At 68.6% G+C, this 13,282-nt stretch carries 11 protein-coding genes and 2 rRNA genes (1 of these 13 only partly in view); 3 read left to right on the top strand and 10 right to left on the bottom strand.

Features of this window, described 5'->3' with window-relative positions; genetic code table 11:
• The first annotated feature begins 134 nt into the window (after positions 1 to 134).
• The 3 genes from ACLIN4_RS19665 (at position 135) to ACLIN4_RS19655 (ending at position 3,636) form a co-directional block, all read left to right on the top strand.
• Positions 135 to 1,064, top strand: coding sequence for an HAD family hydrolase (locus tag ACLIN4_RS19665; RefSeq protein ID WP_411576061.1), 930 nt, complete (start codon positions 135 to 137; stop codon positions 1,062 to 1,064).
• 302 nt (positions 1,065 to 1,366) lie between these two features.
• A complete protein-coding gene (locus ACLIN4_RS19660; RefSeq protein WP_107479169.1) occupies positions 1,367 to 2,158 on the top strand; it encodes an ECF subfamily RNA polymerase sigma factor, BldN family in 792 nt (263 codons plus the stop codon).
• A 233-nt stretch (positions 2,159 to 2,391) separates the two neighbouring features.
• A complete protein-coding gene (locus ACLIN4_RS19655) occupies positions 2,392 to 3,636 on the top strand; it encodes a DUF5667 domain-containing protein (RefSeq protein ID WP_290014285.1) in 1,245 nt (414 codons plus the stop codon).
• A gap of 65 nt (positions 3,637 to 3,701) precedes the next feature.
• On the opposite strand, the gene ACLIN4_RS19650 is transcribed toward ACLIN4_RS19655, so the two are convergent.
• From ACLIN4_RS19650 to ACLIN4_RS19605, 10 genes are all read right to left on the bottom strand, one after another.
• The gene (locus ACLIN4_RS19650) at positions 3,702 to 4,787 is read right to left on the bottom strand and encodes a lysophospholipid acyltransferase family protein (RefSeq protein WP_107479168.1); all 1,086 of its coding nucleotides are present in this window, start codon (positions 4,785 to 4,787) and stop codon (positions 3,702 to 3,704) included.
• A 14-nt stretch (positions 4,788 to 4,801) separates the two neighbouring features.
• Entirely contained in the window at positions 4,802 to 5,863 is a 1,062-nt protein-coding gene (locus tag ACLIN4_RS19645) for an NAD-dependent epimerase/dehydratase family protein (RefSeq protein WP_100048160.1), read from the bottom strand.
• Between the two features lie 226 nt (positions 5,864 to 6,089).
• Positions 6,090 to 6,188 (bottom strand): 30S ribosomal protein bS22, encoded by a 99-nt coding sequence (locus ACLIN4_RS19640; protein WP_003948845.1) that lies wholly within the window; start codon positions 6,186 to 6,188, stop codon positions 6,090 to 6,092.
• A 109-nt stretch (positions 6,189 to 6,297) separates the two neighbouring features.
• On the bottom strand, positions 6,298 to 6,510 hold the full coding sequence (locus ACLIN4_RS19635) for a helix-turn-helix domain-containing protein (protein ID WP_004984898.1): 213 nt from the start codon (positions 6,508 to 6,510) through the stop codon (positions 6,298 to 6,300).
• Positions 6,511 to 6,639: 129 nt separating this feature from the next.
• Positions 6,640 to 7,455, bottom strand: coding sequence for a phosphatase (locus ACLIN4_RS19630; protein ID WP_107479173.1), 816 nt, complete (start codon positions 7,453 to 7,455; stop codon positions 6,640 to 6,642).
• 285 nt (positions 7,456 to 7,740) lie between these two features.
• Positions 7,741 to 8,913 carry an acetoin utilization protein AcuC gene (locus ACLIN4_RS19625; protein WP_355565567.1) on the bottom strand — a complete coding sequence of 391 codons (1,173 nt, stop codon included), beginning with the start codon at positions 8,911 to 8,913 and terminating at the stop codon, positions 7,741 to 7,743.
• Positions 8,864 to 10,111, bottom strand: coding sequence for an MFS transporter (locus ACLIN4_RS19620; protein WP_289912684.1), 1,248 nt, complete (start codon positions 10,109 to 10,111; stop codon positions 8,864 to 8,866). Before ACLIN4_RS19620 ends, ACLIN4_RS19625 begins: the two co-directional genes overlap by 50 nt.
• A 73-nt stretch (positions 10,112 to 10,184) precedes the next feature.
• Complete coding sequence (locus ACLIN4_RS19615) at positions 10,185 to 10,832, bottom strand: HAD family hydrolase (RefSeq protein WP_411576060.1); 648 nt, start codon at positions 10,830 to 10,832, stop codon at positions 10,185 to 10,187.
• Between the two features lie 75 nt (positions 10,833 to 10,907).
• Positions 10,908 to 11,024, bottom strand: a 5S ribosomal RNA gene (rrf, locus tag ACLIN4_RS19610).
• Between the two features lie 89 nt (positions 11,025 to 11,113).
• Positions 11,114 to 13,282, bottom strand: a 23S ribosomal RNA gene (locus tag ACLIN4_RS19605) (it continues 953 nt past the right edge of the window).

The following is a 13,282-nucleotide window of genomic DNA, read 5'->3' as shown; positions in this document are numbered from 1 at the left end:
CCCGTGCGGGGTCCCCCGACGGGCTCTTCGACGCGCCCCGCGACACACCCTTTAACGGCACGGTCGCCCAGAGTTCACAGCCTCCGAACCTCTCGACTCCGAAGCCCCCGAACAAACTGGCTATGCTCACGGACATGGCCGCTCTTCAATGGCTCACTCCCCGTAGGCGCTCCGCCACGGCGCGGAGCGTGTTGGCAGGCGAGGCCTCGGCGGAGGCAGCCCGCAAATCCGCGCAGTCCGCCGAGGAGACCGCCCCCGACACGGGCGCGGAGGCGGAGTTCCCGGTCCACGGCGACGAGCGGGCGGCCGCCTTCTTCGACCTGGACAACACCGTGATGCAGGGCGCCGCGATCTTCCACTTCGGGCGGGGCCTGTACAAGCGCAAGTTCTTCGAGACCCGCGACCTGGCCCGGTTCGCCTGGCAGCAGGCGTGGTTCCGGCTCGCCGGCTTCGAGGACCCCGAGCACATGCAGGACGCCCGCGACTCCGCGCTGTCCATCGTCAAGGGCCACCGCGTCTCCGAGCTGAAGTCGATCGGCGAGGAGATCTACGACGAGTACATGGCCGAACGGATCTGGCCGGGCACCCGCGCCCTCGCCCAGGCCCACCTGGACGCCGGGCAGAAGGTCTGGCTGGTCACCGCGGCCCCGGTGGAGATCGCCCAGGTGATCGCCCGCCGCCTCGGCCTGACCGGCGCGCTGGGCACGGTGGCCGAGTCGATCGGCGGCGTCTACACGGGCAAGCTCGTCGGCGAACCCCTGCACGGCCCCGCCAAGGCGGAGGCGGTACGGGCACTGGCGGCGGCGGAGGGCCTGGACCTGTCCCGCTGCGCCGCCTACAGCGACTCGCACAACGACATCCCGATGCTGTCCCTGGTCGGCCACCCGTACGCGATCAACCCGGACTCCAAGCTGCGCAAGCACGCCCGGGAGCTGGAGTGGCGCCTGCGGGACTACCGAACCGGCCGCAAGGCGGCCAAGGTCGGCATCCCGGCGGCCGCGGGCGTCGGCGCCGTGGCCGGCGGCACGGCGGCGGCCATCGCGCTGCACCGCCGCCGCCGTTGACCCAATCGATGTGACGTACCCCCGAGACACCCCCTCCAGTCCCCTTTCCTCACATCGACCACAACACGCTCTGTAGTCACAAGGAACCCGAACCGTTCCGGTCATTAACTGATCACTCTGTCGCATCTGATCGAGCGTCAATCGGGCACGGAAGCGACGTAATCGATGATTTGAGCAACTGGGCGTAGCAGTGCCTGCACGAAGCGTTATTCTCCTCAGACGCATTCCGGTACCCCACCTTCGCTACGACGGGTGAATGGTTCCGTACTGCACGTGATGGAAGCTCTGCCTCTGGGAGTCCCGTGTACCCACACGTCGGGGTTGACGCCTCGGGCCTGGCTACGCTGCGCGCAACGGTCAAATCAGCCCAAGACCTGTTGCGCGGCTTCGTCCCCACCGCGTACGCCGTCCCCGCCCTCGCCACGGCCACCGCCCCCGTCGGCCCTTGCTACGCACTGGCCGACTCGGGCGCCGCCGTCGGCAGACGCGCTCGATCGTCCGCGTCCGGGGCCGCCGCCACCCACCGGCGCCCCGCCGCGGACAGCGACAGCGCCCGCATGATGGACCTGGTCGAGCGGGCGCAGGCCGGCGAGGCCGACGCCTTCGGGCGGCTCTACGACCAGTACAGCGACACCGTGTACCGCTACATCTACTACCGGGTGGGCGGCAAGGCGACCGCCGAGGACCTCACCAGCGAGACCTTCCTGCGGGCCCTCCGGCGCATCGGCACCTTCACCTGGCAGGGGCGCGACTTCGGCGCCTGGCTGGTGACCATCGCCCGCAACCTGGTCGCCGACCACTTCAAGTCCAGCCGCTTCCGGCTGGAGGTCACCACCGGCGAAATGCTCGACGCCAACGAGGTCGAGCGCTCCCCCGAGGACTCCGTCCTCGAGTCCCTCTCCAACGCCGCCCTCCTCGACGCCGTACGACGGCTCAACCCGCAGCAGCAGGAGTGCGTGACCCTGCGCTTCCTCCAGGGCCTCTCGGTCGCCGAGACCGCCCGGGTCATGGGCAAGAACGAGGGCGCCATCAAGACGCTCCAGTACCGGGCCGTGCGCACCCTCGCCCGGCTCCTCCCGGACGACGCGCGCTGAGCCCTCACCCTGTGCGTTCCCCAAATCACCACCGGTGAGAGTCTGTTGAGACATCGGTCCGATCATCCACCGTGCGTAACCCAAGTGCCGCGCCGCTCGTTGTGCGGGATGCAGGCTCCCTGTGGTCACACTCCGGCCTACTCCGATCACACGATCGAGTGGTTCCGATCAGGGTGTGCAACCCTCAGGACCCCCTGGGGAGTCGACCGTCATGACGAGAGGAGGTGCCGCCAGTGATCGCGAACGTATCGGCACACCGGCGGGCGAACGCCTTCGCCCAGGCTCTGGAGGAGCAGTCCGATCCCGGGGCGGCGGCCGAGCAGTCCGGAGGACCGGCAGCCGCCGGGGCCGCCGGGGAACCGACCGAGCAGGGTCGTCTGTTGACCCTTGCCCACGGCCTGGAGACGCTGCCCCGGCCCGAGCTTGATCCGGAGGTCAAGGTCGTCCAGCGGGCCCAGCTGGTGGCCGCGTTCGAGGCCATGCTCCAGGAAGGCACCGCGGGCGGCGGGGCGACGGATCCCGCGGTACCCGAGCAGCGCCGGGCGCGCGGCACCCACCGGGCGGCCCCGCTGAAGAGGTTCCGGCCGCGCTCGCGGCTGGCCAAGGGCCTCACCGCGGGCGGGCTGAGCGTGAGCGTCGCCGCCGGAGCCTTCGGCGGAGTCGCCGCGGCCAGTTCGGACGCCCTGCCCGGCGACTCGCTCTACGGCCTCAAGCGCGGCATAGAGGACTTCCGCCTCGGCCTCGCCGACGGGGACGACGAGCGCGGCCGGGCCTACCTGGACCTGGCCTCCACCCGGCTGAACGAAGCACGCCGGCTGATGGAGCGCGGTCGCAGCGGGCCCCTCGACCACGAGTCCCTCGGCGAGATCCGCCGCGCGCTGTCCGGCATGCAGCACGACGCCTCCGAGGGCCACCGGCTGCTCAGCGCCGTCTACGCCCGCGACCCCGGCTCCCTGGCCCCCATGCAGGCCCTCTCCACCTTCTCCCGCTCCCACCGGGACACCTGGGGAGCGCTGCGCGATCGGCTGCCCGTGCAGCTCGGGGACGTCAGTGAGCAGGTGTCGTCGGTCTTCGACGCCATAGAGGACGACGTGGCGCCGCTGCAGTCCATGCTTCCGCGGTCGCCGGACCAGGAGACCGACGGCACGGACCACGGCAGCCCGGGCAGTTCCGGTTCGGCGACCAGCGACGCCCCCGGCTCCGGTCACTCGTCGACGCCGAGCACCGGCGACGACGGCACCTCGGAGAGCGGGCGCTCGGACAGCGGCCGGCCCAGCGAGTCCACCGACTCCGGCCAGGAGGAGGACGGCCTGCTCGGCGGCGGTACGGGCGGCCTGCTCGACCCGCCGAAGGACAGCAGCCCCGCCGCCCCGTCCACGGGCAACAACACCCCGCCCGTGGAACCGGACGTCACCCTCCCGCCCCTCCTCCCGGGCCTCCTGCCCGGCCTGGGCATCGAGGCGGACGACACGGAGTGAGCACGTGGGGGTGCCCTCGCGGCACCCCCACACAGCCCCGCTCACAGGTCAGAAGGGACCACGGGTCAGAAGAACACCGACCGCCGCTGCACCAGCAACTTGTAGAGCGTGTGCTGGATCTGCTCCCGCACCTGGTCGGTCAGGTTGAACATCAGCATCGGGTCCTCGGCCGCCTCCGGCGGATAGCCGTCCGTCGGGATCGGCTCGCCGAACTGGATCGTCCACTTCGTCGGCAACGGCACCGCCCCCAGCGGCCCCAACCACGGGAACGTCGGCGTCAGCGGGAAGTACGGGAAGCCCAGCAGCCGCGCCAGCGTCTTCGCGTTGCCGATCATCGGGTAGATCTCCTCCGCGCCCACGATCGAGCACGGAATGATCGGCGCACCCTGCCTGAGCGCCGTCGACACGAAGCCGCCGCGCCCGAAACGCTGGAGCTTGTAGCGCTCGCTGAACGGCTTCCCGATGCCCTTGAAGCCCTCCGGCATCACCCCGACCAGTTCACCCTGGGCCAGCAGCCGCTCGGCGTCCTCCGCACAGGCCAGCGTGTGGCCCAGCTTGCGGGCCAGCTCGTTGACCACCGGCAGCACGAACACCAGGTCCGCCGCCAGCAGCCGCAGGTGCCGGTCGGCCGGATGGTGGTCGTGTACGGCGACCTGCATCATCAGGCCGTCCAGCGGCAGCGTCCCCGAGTGGTTCGCGACGATCAGCGCCCCGCCCTCGGCCGGGATGTTCTCCACGCCCTTCACCTCGACCCGGAAGTACTTCTCGTACACCGGGCGGAGCATGGACATCAGCACCTGGTCGGTGAGCTCGGCGTCGTAGCCGAAGTCGTCGACCTCGTAGTCACCGGTGAGACGGCGGCGCAGGAAGGCCAGACCGCCCGCGATACGGCGCTCCAGACCACCGTCCGCCGCGTCGTCCGGCCGCGCCCCGGGCGACCCCTGCGGCTCCGGCGTCGCGGCGCCGTCGTCCTCGGCGGCCCCCCGCACCGGCAACGGCTGCACCTCCCGTACGGGCACGGACTCCGCCGAGCCCTTGCGCCGGCTCCCCGCGCCGCGGCGCCGGGCCGGGCGCTGGGCCGCGTTCCCACCGCTGCCGCCGCTCCCCCGCGACCTGTCGTCGTCGAACGGAATGACCTTGGCGTCCGCCATCGTTGATGCGCTCCTCAGTTGGCGCTCTGCGTCGGGAGGTGGCCGCTGCCCCGCCGGGACAGCTCCGCGATCCGGTCGACGGCCCCCGCGAGGGCCTCGGGCGGCAGCAGACCCGCACCGCGGCCGCGCGCGAAGTCCGCGAACGCCCCGGCCGTCGAGTACTTCGGCCGGAACCCCAGGGTCTCGCGCATCTGCGTGGTGTCCACCACCCGCCCGTGGGTGAGCAGCCGGATCTGCTCGGGGGAGAAGTCCGTCATCCCCAGCGTACGCACGAGCGAGCCCGCCCAGGTGACCGCCGGCAGCAGCAACGGCACCGTGGGGCGACCCAGCCGGCGCGAGCACTGCGACAGCGTCAGGACACCGTCGCCCGCGATGTTGAAGGTGCCGCTGTTCAGCGTGCCCCGCCGCGGCTCGTGCGAGGAGATCCGCAGCACCTCGATCACGTCGTCCTCGTGCACGAACTGGAGCCGCGGGTCGTAGCCGAACACCGTCGGCAGCACCGGCAGCCCGAAGTACGAGGCGAGCGGCGTGTCCGCGGCCGGGCCCAGGATGTTGGCGAACCGCAGGACGGTCACCGCGACGTCGGGACGGCGCCGGGCGAAGCCCCGCACATACCCCTCGACCTCGACCGCGTCCTTTGCGAAGCCGCCGCTGGGCAGTGACTTGGGCGCGGTGGTCTCCGTGCAGACGGCCGGGTCGCGCGGCGCGGACCCGTAGACGTTCGTACTGGACTTCACCACCAGCCGCTGCACGGCCGGCGACTTCTGGCAGGCGCCGAGCAGCTGCATCGTGCCGATGACGTTGGTCTCCTTGACCGACGTCCGGCTGCCGCTGCCCAGCGGGGTGCCCGTGACGTCCAGGTGGACGACGGTGTCGGCCCCCGTCTCCGCGAGGATGCGCCCGATCGCCGACTGCCGGATGTCGGCCTGGACGAACTCCGCGCCGCCCAGATGGTGCTCCGGCGCGACGGCGTCCACGCCGACGACCCGGTCCACGTCGGGATCACGCTGGATGCGACGGACGAACCGGCCGCCCAGCTGGCGGGCCACCCCGGTCACGAGCACGACCTTGCCCAAGATCAGCGCCTTCCTTCCACCCTGCTGCGTACCTGCCGCGTTCCCCGCCTGCGGGCCAACTTAGCCGGTCGGCGTTGCGCTGTGATGACCGACGGACGCGGCGAGTGACAAGAATTCGTGCCTGCCCCCCGGCCGGGTGCGGCCGTCGTTCCGGGCCCCGGTACGACTGTGGCCCCCCACCGGATGCGGTGGGGGGCCACAGACCACGCTGACGGCGCAGCGTCGCTTACTTCTTGTTGCGACGCTGAACGCGCGTGCGCTTCAGCAGCTTGCGGTGCTTCTTCTTGGCCATCCGCTTGCGCCGCTTCTTGATAACAGAGCCCACGACTACCCTCGCTCACTTCTCATCACTCGGTTGTTGGGCGCCATGGGCCCACACGACCTACGAGGGGCCAGCCTACCCGCCCGAGCGCTGAGACTCGTAATCGAGGTCGTCAGGCCGTTTCCACCCCCACGTAACTCTCCCGGAGGTACTCGTGAACCGCTTGCTCCGGGACGCGGAACGACCGTCCCACCCGGATCGCGGGCAGATGACCGCTGTGCACCAACCGGTACACGGTCATCTTGGACACGCGCATCACCGAGGCGACCTCCGCCACGGTAAGGAACTGAACCTCGTTCAGAGGCCTTTCGCCAGCTGCAGCCATGACACACCTGAACCTTCCGCACTCGACGGCCACCGGCTTCCCCTTCCGGTGACTCTTCGTCGCTGCGTGCTCACTCCCCAATGTAGGGGCGGGTGATGCGAATGGGGAAGAGGTGCACCCATCGCTTCCCTACCGTGACAGACACGCCCGATTGAGTACGTAGCGGGTAAGCGGCCGGTAGTACTCAGACCGCACAGCGTCATCAAGTGGAACGGCGACGGACACGATCCCCTCCGCCTCTCCCACGAAGAGCGCGGGATCGTCCGTATCGGCCGGCCCGATCGCCTCGAACCCCAGCTGACCTGCCCCGCAGGCCCATCCGTGGTCCCCGATCACCAGCTCGGGAAGCGGCCCGCCGGCCTCGGCGGCGGCCGCCAGCGCGGTACGAACCGGGAGCGGCGAATGCGTGTGCGCGCCGGGCTCACCACCGGCGCGAACGGCGCCGGGTTCCCGCACCAACGCGACTCCCCGGACGTAGTCGAGGTTGTACGTGCGTAGACCGAACCGGGTCGTTATGTCGACACGGCGACCCTGCGCCGGGGTGAGGACAGCACATCCCGCTGCCGACAGCGCCTCGGCCAAGGCGACGTAGAAACCGAGCAGCCGGTGCGGGTGGCCGGTGCCGAGGAGCACCGGCCCGCGACGCTGAGCGACGACGGCGAGCCGGCCGGCGAACGCGTCCAGCGCCGCCAGCGTCCGCTCCGGGTCGATCACGTCCTGCCCCGACGTGTCGCGCGGATCGGCCGAAACCCCGCACCTCTCCGCCATCAGCCCGAGCAGGTCCCGGTGCCCCCAGTCCCGCTCCGGATCGATCCCGATCAGCACCCGCGGATCCCGCGCCGCGAACAGCCGGTAGCTCCGCAGACTCACCTCCCGGGAAGTCGCCACGACCCCGGCAAGACGAGCGTCCAGAAGATGAGCCCGAAGAGCTCGACGGGTCAGCACGCTCTCGATGCTGCCGGGCCGCCCCACCTCCTGGGCGGGAAACGCGACAATCTACCCACGGTCGGCGTAGCGTTCCCGCGCAAGTCCGCTCCAGACGCGGTCAGTCGTGCCGCATAGCCGCGGGCAGCCGCACCGCGTAGCCGCGGGCAGTCGTGCCGCTGGGGCGGCACGGGTGGGCGGTGGGGGCACCTCCCGCTCGAGCGAAGCCGAGAGTGGGGGAGGCACCCCGCCACGCCGGGCTGCGACACCCACCCCCGGCCGGCACAGACGCCGGGCACCCTCACGTCACGCCAACAACCCCCGCAACGGAAACACCGCCCGCCGAGCCGCCACCACCGCCTGATCCAACCGATCCGCAGGGTCGTACCCCGCATCCCACGGCGCCCACCCCACCGGCCACCGCCCATCAGTCATCCGCATCGGCCCCAGCTGCCGCGTCCGCGCGAACACCTCCTGGCGCCACCCCTCCGGAATCACCGTCTCCGGCGCCACCGGCCGCCCCGCCGCGATCCCCACCAGATGCGCCCACGACCGCGGCACCACATCCACCACGGCGTAACCGCCACCCCCCAGCGCCACCCACCGCCCCCCGGCGTACTCGTGCGCCAGCTCATGACACGCCACCTGCACCGCCCGCTGCGCGTCCAACGACACCGCCAGATGCGCCAACGGATCCTCGAAGTGCGTGTCCGCCCCGTGCTGCGTCACCAGCACCTGCGGCCGGAAGTCCGCGAGCACCTCCGGCACCACCGCGTGGAACGCCCGCACCCACCCCGCGTCCCCGGTCCCCGCCGGCAACGCGACGTTCACCGCCGACCCCTCCGCGCAGTCCGCGCCCGTCTCCTCCGGCCACCCGGTCTGCGGGAACAGCGTCCGCGGATGCTCGTGCAGCGACACCGTCAGCACCCGCGGGTCCTCCCAGAACGCCGCCTGCACCCCGTCCCCGTGATGCACGTCCACGTCCACGTACGCGACCCGCTCGGCCCCCAGCTCCAGAAGCCGCGCGATCGCCAGCGCCGCGTCGTTGTACACGCAGAACCCGGACGCCGCCCCCGGCATCGCGTGGTGCAGTCCTCCCGCGAAGTTCACCGCGTGCAGCGCGTCCCCGCGCCACACCGCCTCCGCCGCCCCCACCGACTGCCCGGCGATCAGCGCGGACACCTCGTGCATCCCCGCGAAGGCCGGATCGTCCACCGTCCCGAGCCCGTACGACACGTCCGCCGCGCCCGGATCCGCCGACGCCGCCTTCACCGCGTCGATGTAGTCCTCCCGGTGCACGAGCCGCAGCGTCGACTCCCCGGCCGCCCGCGCCGCGACGACGTCCACCTCACGGTCGAGTCCCAGGGCACCGACCAGACTTCGCGTCAGGGCGAGCCGGACCGGATCCATCGGATGCTCCGGCCCGAAGTCATAGCCCGTTACTGCCTCGTCCCACATCAGCTGTGCGCGGCCGCTCATGCCCGCCACCGTATCGGTCGGGTCGAGCCTCGAACGACCTGGCGTACACGACCGTCACCAGCACCAACACCATCGGCACGAGCATCGCCCCGCGATAGCTCCAGGCGTCCCCGAGCGCCCCCACCAAAGGCGAACCGATCAGAAAACCGACGTAGTTGAACACATTGAGCCGCGCCACCGCCGCATCCGACGCCCCCGGACGGCCGTCCCGCTCCTCCGCCAGCCGTCCCGCCGCCGCGAACGTCTGCGGCACCAGCACGCACAGCCCCAGCCCCAGCAACGTGAACCCGAGCATCCCCACCCAAGCCCCGGGCGCCCCCGCCACCACGGCGAACCCACCGGCCGCGACGACGGCCCCACCGCGCACCACCGCCACGGCCCCGAACCGCCGCACCCCGAAGTCCCCGACGGCCCGCCCCACCAGCGTGGTCACCATGTACACGTTGTACGGCACCGTCGCGAGCTGCTCCGAACTGCCCAGCACGTCCTGGAGGTACTTGGCGCTCCAGTTGGAGACGGTCGAGTCCCCGATGTACGCGAACGTCATCACGAGGCACAGCGGCAACAGCACCTTGAACCCGACTCCCGCGGCCTCCGCCTTCGGCGGCCCACCCGCCCCGGCCTCGCCGGCACCGCCACCGTCCCCGTCGACGTACCACCGGCTCCCCACCAGCGCGAGCGGCAACAGCACCACCACAACCGGCAGATACGACACCCACAACGCCAGGTCCCAGTGCGCCCCCGCCCAGGCCAGCGAGGCTCCCAGAATCCCGCCCAGGCTGTACGCCGCGTGGAACCCCAGCATGATGCTGCGCCCGTACGCCCGCTGCAGACTCACCCCGAGCATGTTCATCGACGCGTCCAGCGCCCCCACGGCGAGCCCGAAGACGCCCAGCGCCACGGCCAGCACCGCCACCCCGTCCCCCGCCCCGACCCCGAACAGTGCCAGCAGCACCACCGGCTGGGACCATCGCAGCAGCCGGCTCGGCCGCACCCGCCGCACCAGGCGCCCGGTCACGACACTCCCGATCCCCGCCAGGATCGGCACGGCGGCCAGGAAGACGGGCAGCAGCGCGTCGGACACCCCGTACCGGTCCTGGACGGCCGGGATCCGCGTCACCAGCAGAGCGAAGGCGACGCCCTGGGCGAAGAAGCCGAACGCCAACGAGACTCTGCCGTGCCGCAGCACATCCGTCATGGCGGCGAGCGTAGAGGTCCCGCTTACCCGTGGGTAGATCCAGCCAGAGATGAATTCTGCTCAGCTTTTCCGGTCAGGTCGTCAGCAACCCCGCCAACTCCCCCATGTCCCGGAAGAGCCGCGTGGCCCCGGCCAGCTTCCCGGCCGGCGTCATCGCCGTGAACCCGTACACGTCCATCCCCGCCGCGACAGCCGCCTGAACGCCCAGCGGACTGTCCTCCACCACGACACACCGCTCGGGCGCGATCCCCATCCGCTCGGCCGCGTACAGGAACAGGTCCGGGGCGGGTTTCCCCCGCCCCACGTCCTGGGAGCTGAAGATCCGCTCGTCCTCGAACCACCGGTCCAGCCCGGTCTTCCGATGCCCCACCCGAATGCGCTCGTGGCTCCCGGAAGACGCCACGCAGTACGGCACCCCGTCCACCGCGAGCTTCTCCAGCAGGCCGACCACCCCGGGCACGGCCTCCAGGTCCTCCGCGAAGGCGGCGAAGACCCGCCGGTGGAACACGTCGTCGAAGCCCTCGGGCAGCTTTCGCCCGGTCCGCTCCAGTACGAGGTCATGCACCCGATGCATCGCGGCACCCATGTAGTCCCGCAGCGAGTCCTCGTACGACGTCGGGTGCCCCAGCTCGGTCAGGTAGCCGGCCAGGAGCCGATTCGAGATCGGCTCACTGTCGACGAGGACGCCGTCGTTGTCGAAGATAACCAGGTCGTAGCGCATAGGTGAGACACTAAACGACTCCGAAACGCAGAAAGCCCCGCACCGTTCCCGGTGCGGGGCTTTCTCGCAATAATTGTTCGGCGGCGTCCTACTCTCCCACAGGGTCCCCCCTGCAGTACCATCGGCGCTGTAAGGCTTAGCTTCCGGGTTCGGAATGTAACCGGGCGTTTCCCCTACGCTATGACCACCGAAACACTATGAAACTGACAACCGCACCACACCCTGTGACAAGTGTGGGGTTGTTCGTGGTTTCAGAACCAACACAGTGGACGCGAGCAACTGAGGACAAGCCCTCGGCCTATTAGTACCAGTCAACTCCACCGGTTACCCGGCTTCCATATCTGGCCTATCAACCCAGTCGTCTACTGGGAGCCTTACCCCATCAAGTGGGTGGGAGTCCTCATCTCGAAGCAGGCTTCCCGCTTAGATGCTTTCAGCGGTTATCCCTCCCGAACGTAGCCAACCAGCCATGCCCTTGGCAGAACAACTGGCACACCAGAGGTTCGTCCGTCCCGGTCCTCTCGTACTAGGGACAGCCCTTCTCAAGACTCCTACGCGCACAGCGGATAGGGACCGAACTGTCTCACGACGTTCTAAACCCAGCTCGCGTACCGCTTTAATGGGCGAACAGCCCAACCCTTGGGACCGACTCCAGCCCCAGGATGCGACGAGCCGACATCGAGGTGCCAAACCATCCCGTCGATATGGACTCTTGGGGAAGATCAGCCTGTTATCCCCGGGGTACCTTTTATCCGTTGAGCGACGGCGCTTCCACAAGCCACCGCCGGATCACTAGTCCCGACTTTCGTCCCTGCTCGACCCGTCGGTCTCACAGTCAAGCTCCCTTGTGCACTTACACTCAACACCTGATTGCCAACCAGGCTGAGGGAACCTTTGGGCGCCTCCGTTACTCTTTAGGAGGCAACCGCCCCAGTTAAACTACCCATCAGACACTGTCCCTGATCCGGATCACGGACCCAGGTTAGACATCCAGCACGACCAGACTGGTATTTCAACGACGACTCCACCCACACTGGCGTGCGAGCTTCAAAGTCTCCCAGCTATCCTACACAAGCCGAACCGAACACCAATATCAAACTGTAGTAAAGGTCCCGGGGTCTTTCCGTCCTGCTGCGCGAAACGAGCATCTTTACTCGTAGTGCAATTTCACCGGGCCTATGGTTGAGACAGTCGAGAAGTCGTTACGCCATTCGTGCAGGTCGGAACTTACCCGACAAGGAATTTCGCTACCTTAGGATGGTTATAGTTACCACCGCCGTTTACTGGCGCTTAAGTTCTCAGCTTCGCCTGGACGAATCCAAGCTAACCGGTCCCCTTAACGTTCCAGCACCGGGCAGGCGTCAGTCCGTATACATCGCCTTACGGCTTCGCACGGACCTGTGTTTTTAGTAAACAGTCGCTTCTCGCTGGTCTCTGCGGCCACCCCCAGCTCACGGAGTAAATCCGATCACCAGACGTGGCCCCCCTTCTCCCGAAGTTACGGGGGCATTTTGCCGAGTTCCTTAACCATAGTTCACCCGAACGCCTCGGTATTCTCTACCTGACCACCTGAGTCGGTTTAGGGTACGGGCCGCCATGAAACTCGCTAGAGGCTTTTCTCGACAGCATAGGATCATCCACTTCACCACAATCGGCTCGGCATCAGGTCTCACCCTCATGTCATCCGGATTTACCTAGATGACGGGCTACACCCTTACCCCGGGACAACCACCGCCCGGGATGGACTACCTTCCTGCGTCACCCCATCACTCACCTACTAACCGCTTGGTTCAGCGGCTCCACCACTCCCCTCAACTCCGAAGAGATCAGGGCGGCTTCACGGCCTTAGCATCACGATGCTCGATGTTTGACGCTTCACAGCGGGTACCGGAATATCAACCGGTTATCCATCGACTACGCCTGTCGGCCTCGCCTTAGGTCCCGACTTACCCTGGGCAGATCAGCTTGACCCAGGAACCCTTAGTCAATCGGCGCAAACGTTTCTCACGTTTGTATCGCTACTCATGCCTGCATTCTCACTCGTGAACCGTCCACAACTGCCTTCCGGCGCTGCTTCACCCGGCACACGACGCTCCCCTACCCATCACAGCCGGCGTTGGCCGTATTGCTGCAATGACACGACTTCGGCGGTACGCTTGAGCCCCGCTACATTGTCGGCGCGGAATCACTAGACCAGTGAGCTATTACGCACTCTTTCAAGGGTGGCTGCTTCTAAGCCAACCTCCTGGTTGTCTGTGCGACTCCACATCCTTTCCCACTTAGCGTACGCTTAGGGGCCTTAGTCGATGCTCTGGGCTGTTTCCCTCTCGACCATGGAGCTTATCCCCCACAGTCTCACTGCCGCGCTCTCACTTACCGGCATTCGGAGTTTGGCTAAGGTCAGTAACCCGGTAGGGCCCATCGCCTATCCAGTGCTCTACCTCCGGCAA

Origin of the sequence: Streptomyces mutabilis, from assembly GCF_046628145.1 — a bacterium.
GTDB lineage: Bacteria > Actinomycetota > Actinomycetes > Streptomycetales > Streptomycetaceae > Streptomyces > Streptomyces mutabilis.
This window is presented reverse-complemented; position numbering and strand designations above follow the sequence as displayed.

Coding starts and splice junctions, on each gene's coding strand:
- ACLIN4_RS19625 (WP_355565567.1), bottom strand. CDS start 8,913: ATGAGCGGCCGCGCACAGCTGATGTGGGACGAGGCAGTAACGGGCTAT.
- ACLIN4_RS19635 (WP_004984898.1), bottom strand. CDS start 6,510: ATGGCTGCAGCTGGCGAAAGGCCTCTGAACGAGGTTCAGTTCCTTACC.
- ACLIN4_RS19615 (WP_411576060.1), bottom strand. CDS start 10,832: ATGCGCTACGACCTGGTTATCTTCGACAACGACGGCGTCCTCGTCGAC.
- ACLIN4_RS19650 (WP_107479168.1), bottom strand. CDS start 4,787: ATGGCGGACGCCAAGGTCATTCCGTTCGACGACGACAGGTCGCGGGGG.
- ACLIN4_RS19665 (WP_411576061.1), top strand. CDS start 135: ATGGCCGCTCTTCAATGGCTCACTCCCCGTAGGCGCTCCGCCACGGCG.
- ACLIN4_RS19620 (WP_289912684.1), bottom strand. CDS start 10,111: ATGACGGATGTGCTGCGGCACGGCAGAGTCTCGTTGGCGTTCGGCTTC.